The following is a 22,808-nucleotide window of genomic DNA, read 5'->3' as shown; positions in this document are numbered from 1 at the left end:
AAGAACCGCGGGACACGCGGGGATAGCCTGTTTTAGCTTTGCCCTGAAGGGCAATTGAGCAGGAAGCTCCCACTTCAAAATCTGTAAGATTTAAGTGGCGAGAGCATGTCACCGTGTATTCATTCTAATAATGTATGCGCCAGAGTTGGATGCCTGGCAGCATTTCAGAACAGAACCGATTTCTTTCAGGATTATCCGGAAGATACCTGTCTGGCAGCAATGATGACCTGTAACGAATGCAAAGGCGTCAACCCGATAGAACCCATAGAAGACAAAGGAATCCTGGAAAAGATAGACAGACTGGTCAGTGAAAAAATCAGTACCATCCACGTAGGTGTCTGTCGTCTCCCGGATGGAAAGCATGAATGTCCAAGGATGACACAGATCTGCAATATGATAGAAGAACGTGGAATCAAAGTAGTCAGAGGGACACATAAGGAATAAAAAAGTTTCCATACGTTACTGTTCACTCCGTTCACAGTAACGTAGCCAAAATTCATTCCAGATTGCCTGCGGCAATGGAATTTTGGCATATTCATGCCAAAACACCTCGCAGAATAGTGGTGTGTGAACAGTAACTCCCATATAATTTATAAAATAAAAAGAATATAAAATGCCTTGAAAATAAGAGTAAGTAATGCTAACATAAGTATAAAGCATATTTCTCTTATATTTCAAGGCATTTTTGCCGTCTGATTATTCTAATCTCAATTCAGAAATCCATGCTTTTAATTCCAGTTAATTATGAAAAGCAGGAGCTGAGAAGTGATAAGAATAGCACAAAATGTTCTTTGACTCCTGCGGAAAACAGGAGGTATTGCCAATGGCAAAAAGAAAGAACAAAAAAATTATTGTGAAAAGAAACCGATTGAAAGGCAACACAGCAACTGCAAACCGTAAGTACAAAGATACAGTCTTCCGTATGCTGTTTTCAGACAGAAAGAATCTGTTGTCGCTGTATAATGCAATCAATGAAACTTCTTATACAGATGCTGCTCAATTAGAGATTGTGACACTTGAGAACGCAATCTATATGGGAATGAAGAATGATCTGGCGTTTATTATAAATACGAATCTGTTTCTGTATGAACATCAGTCTACGTATAACCCGAACATGCCTTTGAGAGACTTATTCTACATTTCCAGCGAATATCAGAAAATGGTGGATTGGAAGTCCTTGTATACCTCAACAAGACTGAGAATACCCACACCGAATTTTATCGTATTTTATAATGGAACAGAGAAAAAAGAAGATAGGTGGGTAGATTATCTGTCAGAATCGTATGAAAATATGTCAGGAGAACCAAATCTTGAACTAAAGGTCATCACATTAAATATCAATGTAGGGCATAATAAAAAACTAATGGAAGAATGCCGGACGCTAAGAGAATATGCTCAGTATGTTGATAAAGTACGCAGATATTCTAATGAAATGGAACTGAATACGGCAGTAGAACGTGCAGTGAGCGAAAGCATTCAGGAGGGAATTCTCAAAGAATTTCTGCAAAAGAATCGAGCGGAGGTAGTTGCTATGAGTATATTTGAATACAATGAGGAAGAGGAAAAAAGGAAACTCAGGAAAGCTGAGTACGAAGCTGGAAAAAATGATGGGATAAAGATTGGACGAGAAGAGGAAAAACGTAAAATTGCAAATTCCCTTTTTAAAGAGGGAGATTCAATTGAAAAGGTAGCCAGGATTCTTTGCGAAAGTGAAGAAACTATCAGAGGATGGGTAAATGAAAAAATGGATATAAAGGTGGAGTAAGACATATAAAGAAAGCTATGGTGTTATCGATTAAAGTAGAACCATATTGGAATGTAAAGAATACTGCGCTCAATGCGTTCAATGCCGGATCACTTATTAAAGTAGAACCATATTGGAATTATATAGATTCTTATGTTAAAATAGTTCTTTAATTGATACAAACGATTAATTTTATTTAAGCCAATACTTATATATCAATTCATAAAGAAAAAGGAGCTTTTAAATATACTATGGAGAAACTTGTTGTAGGTATCCTTGCGCACGTAGATGCCGGTAAGACTACGTTGTCGGAAGGGATTTTGTATTTGACTGGAAAGATTCGTAAGCTGGGGCGGGTGGATCATAAGGATGCTTATCTGGACACCTATAACCTGGAACGGGAACGAGGAATTACGATTTTTTCCAAGCAGGCGGAGTTTGAACTGGGAAACAGGGGGATAACTCTTCTGGATACGCCGGGGCATGTGGATTTCTCAGCGGAGATGGAGAGAACACTGCAGGTTCTGGATTATGCCATCCTTGTAATCAATGGAGCGGATGGTGTGCAGGGACATACCATGACCTTATGGAGACTTCTGGCAAGATACCAGATCCCGACGTTCCTGTTTATCAATAAAATGGATCAGGACGGAACTGATAAAGAGAAACTTTTGGCAGAATTAAAGAAGCGATTAAGTGATAATTGCGTTGATTTCACCTGGGAAAAATCAGATCTGCAGTCTCAGTTTCTGGAAGATGTTTCTGTCTGCGATGAGGAACTGCTTGAAAAATACCTGGAAACAGAGGAAATATCAACATCAGATATCCGAAAAGTAATCAAAGAGCGAAAACTTTTCCCATGTTTCTTTGGCTCTGCGCTGAAAATGACAGGTGTAGAAGAATTCCTCCATGGTTTGGAAAAATACTGTGAGACACCAGAATATCCATCCGAGTTTGGCGCAAAAGTATTCAAGATTGCCAGAGACGATCAGGGCAATCGTTTAAGCTATATGAAAATCACAGGTGGAACATTGAAGGTGAAGGAACTTCTCACAGATACAGAGAAGGCAGATCAGATCCGTATCTATTCCGGTGCGAAATTTGAGCTTGCAAAGGAGGCTCCTGCAGGAACCATCTGTGCAGTAACCGGTCTTTCCCAGACACATCCGGGACAGGGCTTTGGGATTGAACGGGAATCCGAAATGCCGGTTCTGGAACCTGTATTAAATTACAGAATTCTGCTTCCTGAGGACTGTGATGTTCACCAGATGCTTAAGAAACTCAAAGAGTTGGAAGAGGAGGAACCGGAACTTCACATTGTATGGAACGAACAGCTTGGAGAAATCCATGCCATGCTGATGGGTGAGGTTCAGATCGAGATATTAAAGCATCTGATCTGGGAGCGTTTCCATGTAGCAGTAGAGTTTGGCACAGGAAATATCGTATATAAAGAAACAATCGCAGAGCCGGTAGAAGGTGTAGGCCATTTTGAACCGCTGCGTCATTATGCAGAAGTACACTTGCTTCTGGAACCCGGAGAACCGGGAAGCGGTCTGCAGTTTTTTACTGCATGCAGTGAGGATGTGCTGGACCGTAACTGGCAGCGTCTGATTCTGACTCATCTGGAAGAACGGGAGCACCCGGGAGTACTGACCGGTTCTCCGATTACGGATATGCAGATTACACTGATCACAGGGCGAGCTCATCTGAAACATACAGAGGGCGGCGATTTCCGGCAGGCGACGTACAGGGCTGTGCGTCAGGGATTAAAGAAAGCAAAGAGTGTCCTGCTTGAGCCATATTATGAGTTCAGACTTGAGATTCCGGGGGATATGATAGGGCGTGCTATGACTGACATTCAGAAAATGAATGGAACCTTCCAGCAGCCGGAAGCGGATGAGGATGATATGATGATATTGAAGGGGAGTGCACCTGTATCAATGATGCGAGATTATCAGACACAGGTAACCTCCTATACAAAGGGACGGGGCAGATTATTCTGTTCATTGAAGGGCTATGCCCCATGTCAGAATCAGGATGAAATTGTAGAGGAGATTGGATATGATTCCGAACGTGACCTGGACAATCCCACGGGTTCTGTATTCTGTGCTCATGGAGCTGGATTTGTGGTGCCATGGTATGAAGTAGAGGATTATATGCACTTAGAAGGGATTGACGAGTCTGAACTGGGGAATGCCATACCGGATAGTGAAGAAAGTATAGCAGGAAACAGGAACAGTAACAATCAGACAGATTCAGGTTATCGTCCACCCAGGAATGCCGGCGTAGGAAGCTATGAGGATGAAGAAGAGCTGAAAGCCATTTTCGAGCGCACATTCGGACCGGTCAAGCGTTACAAAGAACCACAGTTTAAGAGAACATTTTCTGCAAAATCTGACAGCGGCAGCTATTACCGCAACAGTTTTTCTGCTAAGAAGAAAGAAAAAGAATATCTCCTTGTAGATGGCTATAACATCATCTATGCCTGGGAAGATTTAAAAGAGCTGGCAGATGCAAACCTCCATGCAGCTCAGACAAAACTGATGGATATTCTGAGCAACTATCAGGGCTTTAAGAAATGTACGTTAATTCTTGTATTTGATGCTTACAAGATAGAGGGCCATGCAGAGGAAGTGATCACCTATCATAACATTCATGTAGTTTACACCAAAGAAGCTGAGACAGCGGATCAGTACATTGAGAAAACGGTTCATAAGATTGGCCGGGAAAATCAGGTAACGGTAGCAACATCCGATGGACTGGAGCAGATCATCATCATGGGACAGGGTGCCCACCGTATGTCTGCCAGAGGTCTTCGGGACGAAATAAAAGCTACAGAAAATCAGATCCGCCAGCAATGGCATGAGAAACGTCAGAGCAGTAAAAATTATCTGATCGACAATATTTCTGATGAAATGGCACAATATATGAAAGAGAAACGACTTGGAAAACAGTAAAAGGGAGATGCAGTCATGAAAGAAAAGCTTACACAGAAGGATGTTGAGAAAATCCAGCAGGAGATTGACCATCGCAAGCTGGTTGTACGAAAAGAGGCAATCGAAGCTGTAAAAGAAGCAAGAGCCCAGGGGGATCTGAGTGAGAACTTTGAGTATTATGCGGCAAAGAAGCACAAAAACCAGAATGAAAGCCGCATCCGCTACCTTGAGAATATGCTGAAAACAGCAACCATTGTTTCTGATGATTCCAAAGACGATGAAGTTGGAATGGATGATATTGTAGAGGTATATTTCGAGGAAGACGATGAGATTGAGAAATATAAGTTGGTAACTTCCATCAGAGGAAACTCCATGGAAAACCGTATCAGCATTGAATCTCCCATTGGTATGGCATTAAAAGGTCATAAGGTTGGAGACAGAGTGGAAGTAAAGGTAAATGATAACTACAGTTACTTCCTGGAAATCCGTTCTATTGATAAGACTGGTTCCGAGGATGAAGAAATCCGCGGATTCTGATAATAATACTGTCGAAATACAGGATCCGGATTGATAAAAGAACTATTGTAAGAGATGAACACCGGTTAGTGTCATATCTCCGGCAATGGTTCTTTTTATTTTTATATCAAAAACTTACTAAATTTCTGATTATCTTTTCATAAGTTGGTAAATGCCGATATATCCCGTATTTTAGGGCTTTATCGGTATTTTCTTTTTGGAAGATACCTTGCATAAGCTGGCATTTACCAGCATGAAAATGCAACCAAAAGTAGTAAATGAGTAGTAAATATAAGCTCCGATATTAACAAGCCAGTCTTTCCAGTTCTGCTTTTGCAGATTGAAATGTACCGTGTGCATAATAGCCAAGTGTCATGGTTATGTTAGCGTGTCCCATAAGATATTGCAGGGTGTTTGGGTTCATTCCTCTGTTTGCCATATTCGTACAGTAAGTATGTCGGAATGAATGTGGTGTGATGTTCGGTAACTTGTCCGTGTGATACTTGTTATACTTCTTAATTAGTCCTCGCACCATGCCCTCATAGTTTCCTGCAACTTTAGGTAAGCCCTCACGGTTCAAGAATAGGAAATTGCTATAACCACCTACAATCAACGGTTGTGCCTTTCCTCTGTTCTTTAGTATTCTTTGGATTGCTTGATAAGCCCGTTCTGTCAATGGAAGTTCTCGTTTTCCGTTTTTGGTCTTTGGCGTTTCAATATAGTAGCCGATTTCGCTGTCTTTCAATAACTGGTGGTCTATATTGAGTATTCTGTTCTGCATATCAATATGCGTCGTTAGTCCGCAAAATTCAGAAATACGAAGTCCCGTTTCCAGCAGAAGCACAACCTCATCATAATACTTGCTGTAAATCTTATCCTTTTCCATAAAGGCAAGCAGGCGTTCTTCCTGCTCTGGTGTAAGGATAACTTTCTGCTCCGTATCATCTTCCAGAACATCACTTAGCTTAAATTCAAACGGGTTCTTTCTGATACAGTCGTCTTGTATCGCCATGTAAAATGACGCTTTCAAGGAACGCTTGTAGTTATCAATCGTTTTATAGGCGTATCCTTTTTCGCTCATTCTGATAGCCCATTCTTTAGCGTCCGACTGCTTAACAGTATCAATCGCCCTCATACCCAATGGGTCATTTTTCAGAGCGTTCATAAGATACTGTCGTCCTTTTTCAGTAGCCCTCTTGATGTTCTTTCTTTGGCTGTTCTTCTTGTCGTAGAGCTGGCAGACTGTCATTTTACCGCCTGCTGTATCGATACCGTCGTTAAGGTCTTTTTTAATCTGTGTTTCTTTTTCCCTCAACGATATATCATCACGCTTTCCAGCAGGTGTCTTGTCTGTCGGTACAAGTTTCCAAGAATAGATAAATTGTGGCTTTCCGTATATATCGGTATATTTATAAACGTATCTTCCGTCTTTTCGCTGGCTCTCTCCATTACGCAAATTGCGATTTTTACTGTCTTTTCGTTTTACATTAGACATAGTGTAAAGCTCCTTTCCGTCATGGAACGAGCCGTGATACGCTATATTTATTATACCATATCTACGGCTCAATGACATTAGATTTCGTCCAATGTATCTATGATTTTTTCAAATTGTTTTCGCTTAATCTGAATACGGTTGCCGTTCACGATAACCCAGCCAACGTCAAGATTTTCTTCGGCTAATTTACGCAATTTCTTTTCGCCAATGCGGAAGTATTTGGACGCTTCTTCAACCGTCAGCGTATATTTTTCCCAAATAGGCACATCAGTATTGTTCATAATCTATGCACCCCCCTTTACTGTGTGTCGTTTTTTACAAGCAGGCAGACGGCTTTGGAAAGCTCCATTAGTATCTCAACTATTCCCATTCTTGTGGGCAGAACCGCACCATGCGGACGTATCATTATTCTGTGAGGATAGGTCGTGGCAAAACAACTTTTCCAACAGTCGCTCTCGGATCACTGCGTGGGTCGCTCGCTTTCTTTTGAAAAGGTCGTGGCGTACAGTCCCCGTGGCTCGCCATCTCACAAACGTATCTGTCTGCTTTATTCAGTTGTCAACGAATCATGAAAGCTTATCTCAGCCTATAATGAAAATAGGATACTGACTCCACTACTTTTTTCACTTCTCTTTTTGCCTTACAATAGTCTTAGGCAGGATTAAGTTTGATTGCACCTTGGAGGATTTGCACCCCGTTTGTCAACGTAAATGATTTGCCCTTGAGCACAGCATATTGTCGCACCTTTTATGAATAGCACGAGTAGCAAAGTCCGTATTATCTCGGGCAAATCTCCTGCCAATTCTATAGTAAAGGAGTTGTTCTGTATGAAAGACCTTCTGGAAATTTCCTGTGGACTGGATGTCCACAAAGAAAAAATTGTTGCATGTATCCTGACTGGTCCTCTGGGCAAGCCAACCCGTTCTGAAATCCGTGAGTTTTCTACATTGATTCCGGATATGATAGCATTACGGAATTGGATCGTTTCTAAAAACTGCCATCATGTAGCTATGGAAAGCACCGGTATCTATTGGATGCCGATTTATGAAATACTGGAGGATGCTTTCTATGGTGACATTACCCTGCTTGTTGTAAATGCACGCCATATGAAAAATGTTCCTGGCAAAAAGACCGATATGCGGGATTCCGAATGGATTTCCACCTTGCTTCGCGCCGGACTTCTGAACGGAAGTTTTATTCCCGAAAAAAGAATTCGGGAATTCCGCGATCTAAATCGTTACCGTAAGAGTGTCATCCGCGATATTACATCACAGAAGAACAGGATTGAGAAATTTTTACAAAGTTCCGGCTTCCGTCTATCATCCTTTATTTCTGATATTTTTGGCGCTTCGGGTAGAAACATCATTCTGCATTTAATTGAACATGGGCAGATTGATAAAACTGCTTTAGATTCTTGTCTCAAAACCAAGACCAGAAACCGTATTGATGAAATTCTCATGTCCGTGAACGGAACACTGTCAGAACACCAAAAGGCATTTTTAAGGATTCTCATGACTCATTACGATTCTTTAAAGAAACATCTTGCTGAAATTGAAACGAGTCTCGAGGAAGATATGGCTCCATTTACCCTGCAGGTTGAGCAGTTGAATAGCATCTATGGAATAAGCACAACTGCTTCCTGTGCAATTATTGCTGAAATCGGTATTGATATGAAGCCGTTTAAAACTGCGGAACACATCTGCTCATGGGCCGGTTTGTGCCCAGGTAATAACGAAAGTGCTGGAAAACGAAAAAGCACCTCTGTCACAAAAGGCAATCCTTACATAAAAAGTATGCTCTGCGAAATTGCCTGGGTGATTGCAGGGAAACGCAACACTTATCTTTCGGCATGGTACTGGAGAATCAAACAGAAAAAAGGAGCCAAAAAAGCGATTGTCGCACTTGCCCGAAAACTTCTTGTCATCATCTACACAATGTTAAAACAAGGAACTCTATTTGACGAATCCTGTTTTGAAACAAGACGTAAGCACTGTGAACAAAAACAGCTTTCTCGTTATATACGGGAATTGGAAAAACATGGTTATCATGTGGAAGCTCAAAGCTAGCCTTTCTTAAATACGATCAATCTCTCACTACAGGCAGCCAATACTGTGACTGCTTTATAGTGATGCTTTCATAATTGTTGAAAACATTTGTTGTCAAGGTTCAGTTTTTGGCTACGAGTTTTATTTTCGTAGCAAAGAGCTGTGGTGAAAGCGTGTTGCTTTCATATAAAAGCAGGTGGCAGAGCAGGAAAGAGGGGGATATTAAATCATGCTCCGCTAAAAACTGCTTATTCTTCTGGTTCTAAGTCCATATCTTCAATATCAAAACCTAAAATCATTTTGATAAGTGCTTCTCTGATACGTCCTTTTAATTCCATATCTACAACGATATAAACATTGCCGTATTCATCATAAAGTGAACGCAAACAGCACTTTGATATGTAAGGGTCATAAAATGCCAGTAATTTTTCAATCGCTTTTTCGTTTCCGTCCATAGCTGATGAAATCAAGTAATAAGACGGTTTCTTAAATAACTGTTTCATTTTCTAATGTTCCTCCTTGAGTATTTTTTTCATAGTTTCCAAAGCGTGATGTCGGTTTCTAAATACACCGCTTTGCGTGATTTTCTGCAAGTTGGCAATTTCACTTTCTGTCATTTCCAAGAAGTAATACATCAACAGAGTATTGCGTTTTCTTTCTGGAAGTTTCTTCAAGGCTTCTGCCAATTCATCATCAAGGACACGAATATCAATGCCACATACTGAAAAGATTGTATAATCTGTTTCGTAGTCGTCCCAAACAGCCATTTTATCAACAAGGACATCTGGCAATTCGCTGAAAGATATTTCTTTATTCTTACGACGGTTTAATTCCTTGTAATAATCTTTCACGACACTACGGACAACTTTCTTTAAACAACTTTCAAAACGACATTGAACTGTTTTCTGGAAGTCAGACGGTTTCATCAATCTCACCTCCTTTCCTTTATGATTTGAAAAGTGTTTATCCCTCTTTCCGCACCATATAAGGACAGCTAGGTGTGATTTAATGACCTCTTTTGAAAAATTTTTTAAATTTTTTCGGGTATGAAAAAAGCCCGCACAAAACATATAGTCTGTACGAGCCTTTAAAGCTAAAACATATTCAATTTTTAATAGTGTGCTATTAGGTGGGATTTGATTGCAAATAATTGTACTTAAAGCTTTCCATAACGCAAGCCCCCTTAAAGCACCGTATCAATGTTGGCATGGTTTTTCAAATTACTCTGAAAAATTATGAACTGTTCCTTTTGGAAATATAATTGTCAGTCTTGTATATTCTTTTTCCGTAGAAGCAATATCCAATTTCAATCCCAACCTATCGCATAATTTTTTAGATAGATACAGTCCCATACCTGTTGCATTTGCCTTGTTTCTGTTAGAACCAGTAAAGCCTTTTTCAAATACACGGGATAAATCAGACGTTTTTATTCCACAGCCATTATCTTCAATTACAAGCAGTATATTTGTTCCGTTGTCTTGACTGTATATCGTCAGTTTGTTTTCCTGCTTGTCAAAATACTTAATCGCATTTTGCACGATTTGAGATAGAATGAATGTCAGCCATTTTTCATCAGTATATACAACATTCTCTATGTCATGGATATTGATAATTACTTTCCTTTCCATAAGTGAATGACGAAATTTCAGAATGACATTATGTATCACTTCGTCTAACTGCAACTGTTTTACAAAATAGTCCTTTTCCGTATTTTCACTCCTTGCATAGTAGAGCATTTGTTCCACCAACTGAAATATCTTGTCTGTTTCTTTTTTTAACGTGTAATTTTTCGTATTATCGAACGTCAAAGACAATGCTCCTATCGGTATTTTAATTTCATGGGCGAAACTTTCCACATATTCTTGATAATCCTGCTTTTCCTCTGTGATTTTACCGATTTCATCATTCATAGATTTGCAGGCTTTTTTTAGTGCGTAGTAATAGGCTTCATTTTGAAATTCTTTTGGCTTTGGTAAAACATCTGCAATATAGTAGGTTTCTTCCAGTCCGTCTACTAAATCAATAATATGTTGCGAAGCCTTACGTTTCTTCCGATACAAACACCATTGAAAAAGCCCTTGTATGCTGATGAACAGAATTACCAGCAATACAACAAATAGCGTATCTACACCGTAGAAAATCAAGAGAAATGCTACTAAGGCAAGAAAGAAAAGCTGAAACAATATCTCTGTTATTTTTTCTTCTAAGAATGTAAAAAAGCTCACAGTTTCCAACCCTTTCCTCGTATATTTTCCAATAAATGAACAATACCGATTTCTTTCATTTTCTTTTTTAGACGGGTCATATTAACCAGTAATACATTTTCGTCTAAATAATATTTGTCGTTCCACAGCTTTTCCAATAGTTCTTCCTTACTGATAACTTTATCTTCGTTCATAAAGAAGTAGTATAAAATACGAAATTCATTTCTTGTCAATTCAATGCTTTTCTCTTGATACTTCAAAATAGATAAATGTAAATCAAGGGTACAATCTTTTTTAACAAGCTCACGGAAATTATTCGGGTTTGATAACTGCAATGCACGCTTGATCTTCTCAAGAAGAATAAGCGTGTCATACGGCTTTGTGATGAAGTCAATCCCACCCACTTGAATACTTTTCAATTCGTCAGCATTTGTATCTCTGCTTGTTACAAAGATAATCGGTACTGGCATGACTTGTTTTATTTTCCTGCATACTTCATAGCCATTCTCATACGGCAGGTTAATATCAAGCAGAACCAGTTCTATGGAATATTGCTTTAATTCATCTGTCAGGTTTCCAAAGTCAATCAATAAAACTGTTTCATATCCTTGTGTGTTCAATAATTTAGAAAGCTCCAAACGAGTGATTTCATCATCTTCGATAATTGCTATTCTCATTTCAACACCCCCTTGATTTACCATTATAATAATTTCACAGCAGGAGAGCTAGAAAAATCTAACTCTCCTCATTGATATTTCGTTTGAAACCGATATACGTTGCTATCCAGTAAATACTATAAATTAGGAAGAAGATAATTAAATTCAAGCCAAAGTACATTAGATAAAGGTGTTTATCTCCCAAAATTTGTTGATACACATTATTCAATGACGACATCATCACAAAAGAACATAATATTGCTGATATTGCAGGGACACAAAATAATATCAATAATTGTTTTCTGATTGTCTTAAATAGCGACTTATCATTTATTCCTAATCTTCGCAAGGTCAAGTAGCGATATTTGTATTTAGTAGAGTCGCTCAATGATTGAACTGCCAAAATTGTTCCTACTGCGGAAATCAAAATAAATGCAATGTACATAAACAGACTGGCTACTATTGCAACCATTGCTTTTTGTTGTTCTATTTCTGCACCTCTTACGTTTACTCTATACGACTCATCATTTATTTCTCCATTTTCATCAACCTTTACTAATTGATGTTGCATATCTTCTTTTATCTTATTTTCTAATTCTGCGTCTGTATCTTCTTTTGTATCTATAATCAAATGATTTTCTGATACTTCAAGTCCTTGAACATATTTATCTGGAAGTACAACAACAAATCTGCCAGTATTAGTTATAGAGTTCCAATAAGACTTAGTGTCATATCCTTTTAATTTCAAATTTTTATTTGCTACTGTTATGGTTTCAATATCTTTGTTATCTTCAACCTTATATGCAAACTTGCTATTTGTAACTATATAGTATTCGTTATCATTTAAAGAAAGCAACGGCATCTTTCTTAATTCCAGTAACCTATTATAATCACTTAACTTCAAGACTGGGTCAAAATCATAATATTCTGATTGGAAGAAATTTTGTACCTGATGATTCGGCTCTTTATAAATGTTGTACTCAATGGTATTAACAATCGTATATTCTTCTTCAATTACTCGAATATATTCATCAAATACCTGCTTATCATCAAAGAGTTGTACATCATATGGTGCATTTAAATTCACGCTGATATCATACGAAGCTTTGTTGATACTAGAATAATTCAGAGCCAGCAGTGAAGTTAAAATCAACATAGACAATGTACCAAATGTGAAGCTCATTGTTCTTGCTTTAGAAGCAAATGTTCTTGCTACAAACAGATTATCATTTTGATATTTCATTTTTTTATTCTTTAACAAAACAGTCAAGAACATATCTGCACAAGTTGTAGATATACCATAAATGCTGATAATCAACATGATTACGCTTACCATCAAATAAGTAAGTGTTTCTTGCTTATTAAAATTATCCATAGTACAACGTGAATTCCAGAGAAAAAGAGAAATCGCACCAAGAATAATACTTAAAACAAAAATGACATTTCTTTTTTTACTGTCACGGAACATTTTCTTTTCATTTTGTTTGTCAAAATAAAGAAAATCACGTATCGTCATTTTACTTATTCTTCTTAATAGATTAAGCAAAACCAAAACATAAATAGTTAAAAAATAAATTATCAATAGTCCAATAGAAACGAAATTCAAAGAAATAAAGAGAGTTTTTGGAATACCCAGTAAGTTTACAATTACTAACGACACAAACTGGCTGAATAAAAAGCCAATAGGAATAGCTAATACAAATGCTAAAATTCCCAACAGTATATTTTCAATTACAACTAAGTGGGCAATTTCTTTTTTCTTAATGCCAAGAAGCATATATGTTCCTAATTCTTTACTTCTTTTTTCAAACATAAATTTCGTTGTATAGTTGATCAAAAAGCATATCACAAAAATAATAAGAATATTTACAGCGAACAATGAACTCTTAAATGCATCCATACTGGAACATAACTTTACAATTTCATCAGAATTTGCCACCAAATTAAAAGCAAATATAAGAGAAAAGGATGCAGTAACGGTTATCAGATAAATCAAATAATCTTTAATATTTCTTTTTGTATTTCTATACGCTAACTTACCTAACATTTCCCACTTCACCTCCGAGCAAGGTTAATATATCCAGTATTTCATTGAAGAAATCTTTTCTGCTTTTTTCCCCTCTGAAAATTTCATTGAATATTTTACCGTCTTTCAAGAACAAAATACGTTCACAGAAAGACGCACTAAACGGGTCATGTGTTACCATTAAAATAGTAGCCTGCATTTTCTTGTTGATTTCAGACATTGTTTCCAGTAATAATCTGGAAGCTTTTGAGTCCAAAGCTCCCGTCGGTTCATCAGCTAAAATCAGTTTCGGTTCATTGATTAAGGCTCTAGCACAAGCACAACGCTGTTTTTGTCCGCCAGAAACTTCATAAGGAAATTTCGATAAAATATCACGAATACCCAATTTATCGGCGATAGCATGAACTCTTTTCTCAATATCAGTAGGGTTCTGTTTGTTGATAACCAATGATAAAGAAATGTTTTCTCCAATCGTTAAAGTATCTAAAAGGTTGAAATCTTGAAAAATGAACCCTAAATTTTCACGTCTGAAATCAGCAAAATCTTTATCCTTGATTTTGGTAATATCTTGATTATTGACTGTAATGTGTCCGCTGGTTACAGTATCAATCGTAGAGATACAGTTTAATAGGGTAGTCTTTCCAGAACCACTAGCTCCCATGATTGCGACAAATTCGCCCTTATCTACATACATAGAAATACCGTCTACTGCCTTTGTGATATTTCCAGAGTTACCCCCGTAGTATTTTTTTACTTGCTCTAAATTTAAAATGTGTTCCATTAAAAATCGCTCCTTTCTTCCTGCCACATTTATTTGTTTTGGAATACAATTAAATTATAGCAAGGGCAGTATTCAATTACACTTACAGTTTTGAAAGTAAACAGAGAGTAAAAGAGCCGTGATAATGCAGATCACAATTTTGTGAAGCATTTCCACGACCCTTTTATTATAATTTTGCCTTTGTCTTTTTCGTAATGATATAAATATATTCTTCTGGTGTAGGGCGTTTATTCCCAAAATACTTTTTGAAATTTGCCTGCACCTCTGGGTCGGTGCTATTCATAGCTTCATCAATCGTAGCTTCAATATCCGCCCGAACATCAGCCAATGATACACCGCCAGCTTTTGCACCAGCTTTCAATGCCTTTTTTATATCTCTTTTGTTCAGTCCTATCATATTCATACCTCAATTCTACTTTTTAAAGCTAATAAGTTTTCCGTTGTATTTTACAATGATGAATATGATATAAAACACTCCTGCAAAAATCAAAATAAGACCTATGTAATAGCCTAATTCAGAATGAGAGATTAAATTGATAATCGGCATAACAAGAATACCAATACTAACCAGTAAAGTGCCTATTCCTATTTTTTTTGTAAACACCTTTTTATCTTTAGGGTCAAGTTGTGTATAATGATAACCATGTAATAAAGTAATATTCTCTTTTATTCCTATTTGATAAGATATAAAAAGTAAAAACAATCCTATAACTATTTCAACAATCAATTCCTCTAATTCCATAATCGTTCTCTCCTTTAATCAAAATAAAATAATTCTTCAAATTTTTTATCTAAAGCTATACAAAGCACTAATGCCAATTTTGCTGTTGGATTGAATTGTCCAGTTTCAATAGAACTAATTGTATTCCGAGAAACCCCGACTAGTTCAGCTAATTCTGTTTGTGATAATTTTTTTTCTTTTCGTACAGTTTTTAATCTGTTTCGCAAAATTAAATGTTCGTCCATTCTATAAACCTATCATTAAAAATTTATAAAAGTAATACCCCATAAATAGAAGAAAGAATAAAGCAATAACAAATTTGGATTTATTTTTTGAAATATGTGCTTCATAACCCATAGAGCCAAATGCCACAGACCCAATAATTGTCATTATGTCATAGTAGGGTTCTTTACAAACTGCTTTAATGAGAAGAATTAAAATGCAGATAAATAAAACAAACATTAAGCCAAAAGATTTCCCTTGAAGTTTAATATGTTTTTCGTATTCATCAAGATATAGATTCTCTTTTTTGTTTTGTGATAGTATTTTTTCTTTATCCATTATATAACGCTCCCTTCAAATAATACCAAGTACACTTGTCATTTATATTATAGCATTCGGTCATTACAAGTCAATATTTTTGCACAGTTTTCTTGTCGTTTTGTAAAAGCGTGCAAATCTGATAGGAAATGCACGCTATATCATTTATCCTACAATCTTCCAGTTACTATCCTTATGTAGCACAAGCTCATACTGCGATACCTGCGTCGCTTTTGTCTGATTATCAATGAATTTTACCGCAACCTTGACTTTCACATTGTCGCCGTCCTTTATAAAGATAGGGTTTACCAGTTCAGAATAAAGGTAGTCCCTGCCGATAGGTTCAATCACATTTCCAGATACATAATAGGCAAGTTCTTTTTCTGTGGCTGTTGGATAGAGCTTAAAGAATGTTTCCAGAAAAGCGGTAGCGTCATTGACAGTATCAGCGTCTACGCTTGTGTCTGCTTCTGGTGTCTTAGGCTCATAGTCTGATTTTTCGATTGCTGGTGCAAGGGTAGGGTTCTGAACAATTACCATATCCCCGTCAGCGTCCACATGGACTTTTACCGTATAGGTTGCCTTGACCGCTGTTGTCTGTTCTCCCTCTTTTATCTGCTGATCTACTTCGTAGGTAGCAGAAAAAGTGTCCGTTCCCGACTGTTCAATACTCCATACAATCACATCTGTAACTGTGGAGCTGGTCGGTATATCGGTTCTAATGGTATCTATATTCAAGTCCTGCAATTCCTTTGTCAGATAACCGCTGATTGCCTGCGTCCTTGCTTCGATAGCTTCTTTGCTGTTATCCCATGTGTAATAGGACTTCGCAAAGTTTTTCACGAAATTTTCTATCCCGTTGGTGTCCTGCAAGCAAAGTTCAATGATTTCTTTTTCATGGGTGGTGTGCTGGTCGATAGCCGTAAAATTCTTATACACCCCAAAGCTCACGCTTGCGACAAGCACCACCCACAACGCAATCACGGTTTTCTTATGTGTGCCTACCTTGACAGTACGCACCTTTTTTTCTTTTGGTTCTTTGATAGTTTCTGTCTGTTTCTTATTCTTCTTAAACATATTTTTCAAGTCCTTTCTATTGTTTTACTCGTCCTGCACCGATTAAGTGCTGTTGCCAGTAACTACTACTTAGGTCTGCATATCCTATCGGGTCGCCTGCGTGGTACATCTGTGTCGGCGAAACAAGAATACCGACGTGTGTTACATACGAACCAGCGTTATAGGTGGAATGGAAAAACACCAAATCGCCTGCTTTTGCCTGCGAGAGTGGCAGATGTTGGGTTGCGTCATACTGTGCTTGTGCTGTTCTCGGTAAGGAGATACCAGCTTTTCCATAGCACCATTGCGTCAATCCCGAACAATCAAAGGAAGTATTCGGGTTACTGCCACCATACACATACTTCCAGCCTTGATATTTCAACGCTTCATTCATTACCTTTTGTGCCAGTTCTCCCGATACCTGCGGAACTGCTAAATACTGATTGACTACTTCCACATAGAACATATTTCCATAGCCATACCGCCAGCCCCCATTCTTAGCAACGGCTATCGGGTTGGTGTAGGTTACTTTCTTTCCACCCGATTTCTCACGGGCGAAGCTCTCTGCAAGATTAAAAGTGTGTTTTTTTCCTTTTCCTGCCACATATCCCACATAGCCACCGCCATAGTTATAAGACTGTATCGCTACATTCAAGTCGTCGATACCTTGATTTTTGCAGGAAGAAAGCAGGGACGCAAAATACTTACACCCCTGCTTGATTGAGCTTTCCGTATCTAAGGAATTAGGCGGTAAACCAAGACTTTCCGAACTCTGCATAACATCTTCTGCCGTACCGCCACTTTCTACTTGAATGATAGCAAGTAACACATTGACATACTCGGAGATACCGTTTTCTCTGGCGTATTTTTCTACCATAGGCTGATGTTTCAAGACTTCTGCGGATAGGTTCATACCCGTAATGCCAGAAGAAAAATTGCTGTTCTCGTCGTCGCTGTCCGCACTAATGAGGACGCCAAAGAAAAGCACCAGAGAAAAGAGGATAGGAAACAGACTGCCAATGATAGCGATATGTTTCAGTTTCATTTTTTCTTCTGTCCTTTCTTCGTTACAAGGTTACGGGTTTTCTCTATGGTCTGCTGGTTCTTCTGGACGCTCTGGGTCTGCTGAACCTTTATCCTGCGGTCTTTGGTGTCATTCTGGCGTGTTTCCTGCGATACCACTTTTTCTACATTCTGCCTATGTACTGTCTGTGTAGGCTGGGGTGCTTTCTTATCAGAAGCACCAGAAGATAACGGACGCTCTTTGATAACATTTGTCTTGACTGGCTCACTTGCTTTCGGAGTTGGAGCTGTGGCTGGGCGTTTGACTTCCTGCATTTTTTCAACACTCGGCTTTGGAATGGTTGAAGCTGTGACTGGTCGCTCATGGGGACGGGTAGCTCCCGTTGTCGCTGATCCGTCAGCCTTTCGCTGTACCTGCCTTGCTTCTTGTGCCTTTTGAAGCTCCATACGTTTGTCAGCGATATTTTTCTTACGCTGTTCCTGCTTTTCCAAGCGTCCCGTCTGTCTGGACTGCTGTTCCTGCACCATGCCACGCTTGAAGTCGGACACGCTGGACTTTGCCTTTTCCTTTGCGGAATACACCGCATAAGCGGTCTGTGTCGGCATATCCTTGATATTCTCTTTGACAGCGTTTGCCTTGTCTTTCACTTTATTTTTCGTATCTAAAACAGCACCGACTTTTGAACCTGCACGCTGTCCCATGCTGGAAGTGGTATTGCCCCGATTTTCTTTAGAAGCCGTATTTTTTCTTTCGGCTCTCTTGCCAGCAACGGCACTTCCAGCCACCGCACCAGCTACACCGCCCGAAATACCGCCAGCACTTACCGCCCTTGCAATACGGTGTTCCATACGCCTAGCCCGATGTCGCATAAACAGATACGGTCTGCGGAATATGCGTCGTCCCATGCTTTGACTGTCGCCAGCATTAAGTGAGAACATACTCATTAAGTCGCCCAGCTTCATGTAGATACCAGCGAAACATACTATCTGCAAGAACGCCACCATAAAGAATGGGTAGTCTGTGGAAATGTTGTAAAACATACTGGAAATACTAAATGCCACCGTTACAATGAGCGTTATTCCTGCCCGTGTCATTATGGTATTAAATACTCTCACGATTGCCTGCTTTGCCATGCTTTCATAGCTCGGTATCATGGAAAGTAAAAAACTGATAGGTAAAAACATTGCAAAGATAATAAAAAGTATCTGGCTGAACAACATCATGCCCGTAAGCAAGAATACAAATATCGTGATACCCAAGTTAAAGAACAAGAGGAAGAACACCATACCCAAACGGTTCACGACCTGCGGTATTGTCAGATTGTTATTGTCGTTGTCCTCGATTTCTGTTTTCACGACTTCCTCTCTGGTTTTCCCGTCCTCGTCCTCTGGACTTGCCGATACGAGAGCTTCTACACGGTCTGTCCCGATTTCTTCTGCGTTGCTGTTCCCGAATTGAAGCAAGAGCCACGGCTGTTCCACTTGAATAGAAAATAGGCTGTCCCGTATCAAGTCCACGCTGTCCTTACCCTCGCTGTCGGAGTTAGGGAGCATGATTTTTGTTCCCAAATCCAAAGAAGCGGTACTGATGTCTGATGAAAATTCATTTATCTTCTTGATATAGTCGGGAGCATAAGCAATAAATGAAGCGGACAGCACGAACACCACCACAAAGTTGATAACAGCGTGAAGTGCTTTGCTGGTTTCCCGTTTTATCAGTCCCGTATAAGCAACGTACATTCCCACCACTAAGATAATGAGAAGCAGGAAACCAACATAGAAGCCCGTAGAAGAAAAGCCGTTCTCGGTAACGCCTGCAAGGGTCTGTATGCTCTTTCCGATACTGTCTGCCATATCATTGATGAAGTCCAGCTTATAGGCTTCCTGCACCACATAGCCCGTTGCATTACTCAAATACAAACTGATAGTCCAGACAAAGTTGGTAATGCAGTACAGCCCGTATTGTACCGATTTTCCGATACCGTCGAGCCAGTTCCACGGAAGCCACGACCAGCTATTATCGACGAAAAAATCAAGCTGGTAGTTGGAAAGGGGATATTTTGAATAAAGATTTTCTGCGTTTATGGTATCGTCTACAAGCCCCGTCGCATGAGCCACCGTCCCCAAAAGTGAAAGCAGGATAAGGGAGAGTGCCACCACGAACAGAGCCATTTTGAGAAAGTGGAAAATCTTCTTTTTTGTGAACACACCTTTTATCCTTTCTTTCATCACTCCACCTCATTTCTCTGTACGGGCGGTCTGGTATCAAAGGCGTGTAGCAGTTCTTCAAAGACTGGGTGTATCTGCACCACACCGACACGCCCGTATAAGTCCTGCAATAAGCATTGTCCGTTCTCCAAATCACGCAAGCGTTTCTGGTTGTTCTCATCGTCCTTGTCGATACCGAAAAACTCTAAGGTCTGCTTTATCTCGTTTATATCCGTGCTTCTAAATGCAAACTTTAAGCCGATATTGTTTTTCAGACTTTCCTTTGACACGTCATAGGCAGACTGGGTAACGAAATAAACGCCTGCCTGCATAGCTCGCCCAGCACGAACCAGCTTATTTGATAAGGTTTCTCCTTGTGCCACATTTAAGAACGCCCACGCTTCGTCTAAATCGACAATCTTAAAAATGCTTCTGTCCGAATGGATAAAATCAAGGGCAAAGGTACTAATCACAATCAGCATAGACACAGACAACAATTCAATGGTCGTGTATTCTTCAAAAGTGGTATCTTTATCTGGCAGTACAAGGTCGGCTACTTGAATGATATTGAGCTGATTATCCAGACTGATAGCATTTTCTACCGTACCGTCTGAAAACAGCAGGTGTGCAAAGTCGTAGTCCGTGAAGCTGTCGATATGGTCTGCGATATTTCTTGATATGGGCGTATCTTCACGGCGTAGCTCGTCTATCACATGGAGCAAGCCCCGACTGTCGCTCTGGGTAACGGAGCGTACTGCCTTACGAAGTACGGGGAATTTTTCGCCGTCCCTTGAAGAAATACCCGTAAGGAATGTTAAGATGTCGATTGCCAGACTTTCAGCGTCTTTTACATTCTTCATAATCACAAACGGGTCAAGAAGCCCTGCATTGTCCTTATCGCTGGTAAGATTTACGATATTGATTTCATGTGCAATCTCTGGGAGCGTTTCTTTCCAGTTACCACGCTCACTTTTAGGGTCTAACAGAAGTGCTTGACCGCCAAACAGCACCGCATAATATACCAGAAGATTGTTACAGAACGATTTCCCACCGCCAAGCGAACCGACAAAAGCAGACGCTAAAGCGTTGGTAACTGTACCTTTTACACCTTGACTGGCAAGGGACGGTTGCAGGTACACATTTCTTCCCGTATCAACAGAATAGCCCATATAGATACCCGTAGTTTCTCCTAACTGCTGTGTCGCACCAAAGCCAAGCCCAGCTAAAAAATCTGATTTTACATACTGCACATAGTCATTGATATATCGCTTGCTGGCTGGTAAAAATTCAGAATGAAGCCCCAGCATATCCCCAGCAGGACGCACCAGCTTTACATTGAGGTCGTCGTAAAAGTCCTTGACTTCATCACAACGGCGTTTCAGCTCGTCAAGATCGGGTGCAGACACCCGTATGACGTAGCTTAACTTATACATACTTTCTTTTGTCTGGTCTAAATCAGTTTCCAGCTCGTCCACGCTGTCTAAAGCGTCCACCACATTTGAGCTGGTTTCACTTCCTGCTTGATAGGCGTGATTATCAAGGTCTTTCAGTTCCTTTTTCTTGTTGCGGACGGTCGTTAATGCTTTCCGATTTTCCACGATTTCTACATTCATGCTCGTATCAACGGGGAATGTGAATTGCTGTTGCTGGAAATAGAAGATTTCAGACGACGGAAAATCAAGCTCTCCTACAATCGCATTGACGGTAAAATAGGACACATAGCTTTCCTTGTCCTCATGTTCCAATCGTAAATACCGCTGGCTTTCCTCAATCACACACCTTGTCGGACGGATAAGGTCGTAGTATTTTATCAGCGTCTCTTTGTTCAATTTTTTCTTTGGTAGCTGGTACTCATAATCTTCATAAGCGATACCGTCCCTGCCGTAAAGATGTTCCATGAGATACCCAAAATCATGGATTTCCAAGCGACGCACCTTAAAGCGACGGGAGATTTTATTTTCCAGTAACTTTTCCATTTTTATGTAACGGTTGATTTCATCATTCGGCATGGAAACAAAATCATTCATCAGCGTGTGGTTCACTTCATGGAGAAATTCCGTGAACGTCAGCCACACCGATTTTTTGATGTTCTTCAGATTGAGCTGTTCTTCCGTAACCATGAGCTTAAAGCCAAGAAAAAAGCGGTAGTCCACTTGATTGTCCCCAATCATAGATACTAACGCTTCGGTCTGTTCGTCTATCTTCTGGCAGGCAACTTCCTTTAATTTTCCAGTTACCAGCTTCTTTGACTGTTCCTGCATACTGCGGATTGAGCTTTCTGTGGCAATCTGCAACGCATGAATTTTACCCTCACGGGACTGTGCGATAAGCTGTCGGAAACTGTCATGCACGATAAATTTCTGCTCTGCGGATAGAAAAGAATAGTTGTATGGTATCAGCTCATAGTAGGCGAACACCTCATTGTCCTTGTTCCAGACAAGGTTATTGTCAATATATTTTATCGGGAACATAGTTCACACTCCTTACTGCCGTGATTGTTTCATTCAATATCTGCTTATGCAGTTTTACGGCTTTTCCTGCATAAGTGATTTTTGGTCGCAGGGCATAGGTTATCTGTGATTTCAAAAAGCTGTACGGCTTCTTTCCGTCAAAGGTTTTCTGCGACATGAACCAAGTGAGAGCAACGGGAATACCAAAGTATTTGAGAAATGCTCCCTCAATCATGGAAAGTGGGGGAATATCCCCAAACAGAATGATGATAAATTCCGTAATCACAAACCATGTAATCTGTGTAAAAGTAACGGGAAAGGGTAAGTTAAAGTCATTGATTGCATATAAGACTTTTTCCACGTTCCAGATACCCGTGTAGCTTTTAATCTTTTTCAAGTTCTTTCAG

At 39.5% G+C, this 22,808-nt stretch carries 22 protein-coding genes; 5 read left to right on the top strand and 17 right to left on the bottom strand.

Features of this window, described 5'->3' with window-relative positions:
• The first annotated feature begins 105 nt into the window (after nucleotides 1-105).
• From LI074_RS13150 to greA, 4 genes are all read left to right on the top strand, one after another.
• Nucleotides 106-444: a CGGC domain-containing protein gene (locus tag LI074_RS13150; RefSeq protein WP_118521761.1), complete on the top strand. Its 339-nt coding sequence runs from the start codon at nucleotides 106-108 to the stop codon at nucleotides 442-444.
• A gap of 379 nt (nucleotides 445-823) precedes the next feature.
• Entirely contained in the window at nucleotides 824-1,765 is a 942-nt protein-coding gene (locus LI074_RS13145) for a hypothetical protein (RefSeq protein ID WP_008705918.1), read from the top strand.
• 230 nt (nucleotides 1,766-1,995) lie between these two features.
• On the top strand, nucleotides 1,996-4,701 hold the full coding sequence (locus LI074_RS13140; protein WP_173698258.1) for a translation factor GTPase family protein: 2,706 nt from the start codon (nucleotides 1,996-1,998) through the stop codon (nucleotides 4,699-4,701).
• A gap of 15 nt (nucleotides 4,702-4,716) precedes the next feature.
• On the top strand, nucleotides 4,717-5,217 hold the full coding sequence (gene greA / locus LI074_RS13135) for a transcription elongation factor GreA (RefSeq protein ID WP_008705914.1): 501 nt from the start codon (nucleotides 4,717-4,719) through the stop codon (nucleotides 5,215-5,217).
• 283 nt (nucleotides 5,218-5,500) lie between these two features.
• Here the strand turns inward: greA and LI074_RS13130 are convergent, their stop codons facing one another.
• Nucleotides 5,501-6,691, bottom strand: a complete 1,191-nt coding sequence (locus LI074_RS13130) for a site-specific integrase (protein WP_003062094.1) — start codon at nucleotides 6,689-6,691, stop codon at nucleotides 5,501-5,503.
• A 77-nt stretch (nucleotides 6,692-6,768) separates the two neighbouring features.
• Entirely contained in the window at nucleotides 6,769-6,972 is a 204-nt protein-coding gene (locus LI074_RS13125; RefSeq protein WP_173698257.1) for an excisionase, read from the bottom strand.
• Nucleotides 6,973-7,518: 546 nt separating this feature from the next.
• Here LI074_RS13125 and LI074_RS13120 point away from each other — a divergent pair.
• A complete protein-coding gene (locus LI074_RS13120; protein WP_118419932.1) occupies nucleotides 7,519-8,757 on the top strand; it encodes an IS110 family transposase in 1,239 nt (412 codons plus the stop codon).
• A gap of 227 nt (nucleotides 8,758-8,984) precedes the next feature.
• On the opposite strand, the gene LI074_RS13115 is transcribed toward LI074_RS13120, so the two are convergent.
• From LI074_RS13115 to LI074_RS13045, 15 genes are all read right to left on the bottom strand, one after another.
• Nucleotides 8,985-9,239, bottom strand: a complete 255-nt coding sequence (locus LI074_RS13115; protein WP_002322727.1) for a helix-turn-helix domain-containing protein — start codon at nucleotides 9,237-9,239, stop codon at nucleotides 8,985-8,987.
• A gap of 3 nt (nucleotides 9,240-9,242) precedes the next feature.
• Complete coding sequence (locus LI074_RS13110; protein WP_003061815.1) at nucleotides 9,243-9,662, bottom strand: RNA polymerase sigma factor; 420 nt, start codon at nucleotides 9,660-9,662, stop codon at nucleotides 9,243-9,245.
• 294 nt (nucleotides 9,663-9,956) lie between these two features.
• The gene (locus LI074_RS13105) at nucleotides 9,957-10,961 is read right to left on the bottom strand and encodes a sensor histidine kinase (protein WP_007286197.1); all 1,005 of its coding nucleotides are present in this window, start codon (nucleotides 10,959-10,961) and stop codon (nucleotides 9,957-9,959) included.
• Nucleotides 10,958-11,617 (bottom strand): response regulator transcription factor, encoded by a 660-nt coding sequence (locus LI074_RS13100; RefSeq protein ID WP_015517518.1) that lies wholly within the window; start codon nucleotides 11,615-11,617, stop codon nucleotides 10,958-10,960. Before LI074_RS13100 ends, LI074_RS13105 begins: the two co-directional genes overlap by 4 nt.
• Nucleotides 11,618-11,675: 58 nt before the next feature.
• Complete coding sequence (locus LI074_RS13095) at nucleotides 11,676-13,643, bottom strand: ABC transporter permease (RefSeq protein ID WP_173698256.1); 1,968 nt, start codon at nucleotides 13,641-13,643, stop codon at nucleotides 11,676-11,678.
• Nucleotides 13,633-14,403, bottom strand: coding sequence for an ABC transporter ATP-binding protein (locus LI074_RS13090; RefSeq protein WP_003061398.1), 771 nt, complete (start codon nucleotides 14,401-14,403; stop codon nucleotides 13,633-13,635). The genes LI074_RS13095 and LI074_RS13090 overlap by 11 nt, the downstream gene beginning before the upstream one ends.
• Before the next feature lie 166 nt (nucleotides 14,404-14,569).
• Nucleotides 14,570-14,800 (bottom strand): hypothetical protein, encoded by a 231-nt coding sequence (locus LI074_RS13085; RefSeq protein WP_003060191.1) that lies wholly within the window; start codon nucleotides 14,798-14,800, stop codon nucleotides 14,570-14,572.
• 15 nt (nucleotides 14,801-14,815) lie between these two features.
• The gene (locus tag LI074_RS13080; RefSeq protein WP_005342570.1) at nucleotides 14,816-15,145 is read right to left on the bottom strand and encodes a DUF3784 domain-containing protein; all 330 of its coding nucleotides are present in this window, start codon (nucleotides 15,143-15,145) and stop codon (nucleotides 14,816-14,818) included.
• Nucleotides 15,146-15,159: 14 nt separating this feature from the next.
• Nucleotides 15,160-15,369, bottom strand: coding sequence for a helix-turn-helix transcriptional regulator (locus LI074_RS13075; protein ID WP_005342572.1), 210 nt, complete (start codon nucleotides 15,367-15,369; stop codon nucleotides 15,160-15,162).
• Nucleotide 15,370: 1 nt separating this feature from the next.
• On the bottom strand, nucleotides 15,371-15,685 hold the full coding sequence (locus LI074_RS13070; protein WP_009243022.1) for a DUF6442 family protein: 315 nt from the start codon (nucleotides 15,683-15,685) through the stop codon (nucleotides 15,371-15,373).
• A 144-nt stretch (nucleotides 15,686-15,829) separates the two neighbouring features.
• Nucleotides 15,830-16,741, bottom strand: coding sequence for a conjugal transfer protein (locus LI074_RS13065; RefSeq protein WP_173698255.1), 912 nt, complete (start codon nucleotides 16,739-16,741; stop codon nucleotides 15,830-15,832).
• Between the two features lie 16 nt (nucleotides 16,742-16,757).
• Entirely contained in the window at nucleotides 16,758-17,765 is a 1,008-nt protein-coding gene (locus LI074_RS13060) for a bifunctional lytic transglycosylase/C40 family peptidase (protein WP_003059774.1), read from the bottom strand.
• Nucleotides 17,762-19,972, bottom strand: a complete 2,211-nt coding sequence (locus LI074_RS13055) for a CD3337/EF1877 family mobilome membrane protein (RefSeq protein ID WP_003060083.1) — start codon at nucleotides 19,970-19,972, stop codon at nucleotides 17,762-17,764. Before LI074_RS13055 ends, LI074_RS13060 begins: the two co-directional genes overlap by 4 nt.
• Nucleotides 19,972-22,422 (bottom strand): ATP-binding protein, encoded by a 2,451-nt coding sequence (locus LI074_RS13050; protein WP_003060327.1) that lies wholly within the window; start codon nucleotides 22,420-22,422, stop codon nucleotides 19,972-19,974. The genes LI074_RS13055 and LI074_RS13050 overlap by 1 nt, the downstream gene beginning before the upstream one ends.
• Nucleotides 22,400-22,798, bottom strand: coding sequence for a conjugal transfer protein (locus tag LI074_RS13045; protein ID WP_003061368.1), 399 nt, complete (start codon nucleotides 22,796-22,798; stop codon nucleotides 22,400-22,402). Before LI074_RS13045 ends, LI074_RS13050 begins: the two co-directional genes overlap by 23 nt.
• Between the last annotated feature and the right edge of the window lie 10 nt (nucleotides 22,799-22,808).

Origin of the sequence: Blautia sp. MSK18_10 (genome assembly GCF_020553185.1) — a bacterium.
Classification (GTDB): Bacteria; Bacillota; Clostridia; order Lachnospirales; family Lachnospiraceae; genus Blautia_A; species Blautia_A wexlerae.
This window is presented reverse-complemented; position numbering and strand designations above follow the sequence as displayed.

Coding starts and splice junctions, on each gene's coding strand:
- LI074_RS13150 (WP_118521761.1), top strand. CDS start 106: ATGTCACCGTGTATTCATTCTAATAATGTATGCGCCAGAGTTGGATGC.
- LI074_RS13145 (WP_008705918.1), top strand. CDS start 824: ATGGCAAAAAGAAAGAACAAAAAAATTATTGTGAAAAGAAACCGATTG.
- LI074_RS13140 (WP_173698258.1), top strand. CDS start 1,996: ATGGAGAAACTTGTTGTAGGTATCCTTGCGCACGTAGATGCCGGTAAG.
- greA (WP_008705914.1), top strand. CDS start 4,717: ATGAAAGAAAAGCTTACACAGAAGGATGTTGAGAAAATCCAGCAGGAG.
- LI074_RS13130 (WP_003062094.1), bottom strand. CDS start 6,691: ATGTCTAATGTAAAACGAAAAGACAGTAAAAATCGCAATTTGCGTAAT.
- LI074_RS13125 (WP_173698257.1), bottom strand. CDS start 6,972: ATGAACAATACTGATGTGCCTATTTGGGAAAAATATACGCTGACGGTT.
- LI074_RS13120 (WP_118419932.1), top strand. CDS start 7,519: ATGAAAGACCTTCTGGAAATTTCCTGTGGACTGGATGTCCACAAAGAA.
- LI074_RS13115 (WP_002322727.1), bottom strand. CDS start 9,239: ATGAAACAGTTATTTAAGAAACCGTCTTATTACTTGATTTCATCAGCT.
- LI074_RS13110 (WP_003061815.1), bottom strand. CDS start 9,662: ATGAAACCGTCTGACTTCCAGAAAACAGTTCAATGTCGTTTTGAAAGT.
- LI074_RS13100 (WP_015517518.1), bottom strand. CDS start 11,617: ATGAGAATAGCAATTATCGAAGATGATGAAATCACTCGTTTGGAGCTT.
- LI074_RS13095 (WP_173698256.1), bottom strand. CDS start 13,643: ATGTTAGGTAAGTTAGCGTATAGAAATACAAAAAGAAATATTAAAGAT.
- LI074_RS13090 (WP_003061398.1), bottom strand. CDS start 14,403: ATGGAACACATTTTAAATTTAGAGCAAGTAAAAAAATACTACGGGGGT.
- LI074_RS13085 (WP_003060191.1), bottom strand. CDS start 14,800: ATGATAGGACTGAACAAAAGAGATATAAAAAAGGCATTGAAAGCTGGT.
- LI074_RS13080 (WP_005342570.1), bottom strand. CDS start 15,145: ATGGAATTAGAGGAATTGATTGTTGAAATAGTTATAGGATTGTTTTTA.
- LI074_RS13075 (WP_005342572.1), bottom strand. CDS start 15,369: ATGGACGAACATTTAATTTTGCGAAACAGATTAAAAACTGTACGAAAA.
- LI074_RS13070 (WP_009243022.1), bottom strand. CDS start 15,685: ATGGATAAAGAAAAAATACTATCACAAAACAAAAAAGAGAATCTATAT.
- LI074_RS13065 (WP_173698255.1), bottom strand. CDS start 16,741: ATGTTTAAGAAGAATAAGAAACAGACAGAAACTATCAAAGAACCAAAA.
- LI074_RS13060 (WP_003059774.1), bottom strand. CDS start 17,765: ATGAAACTGAAACATATCGCTATCATTGGCAGTCTGTTTCCTATCCTC.
- LI074_RS13055 (WP_003060083.1), bottom strand. CDS start 19,972: ATGAAAGAAAGGATAAAAGGTGTGTTCACAAAAAAGAAGATTTTCCAC.
- LI074_RS13050 (WP_003060327.1), bottom strand. CDS start 22,422: ATGTTCCCGATAAAATATATTGACAATAACCTTGTCTGGAACAAGGAC.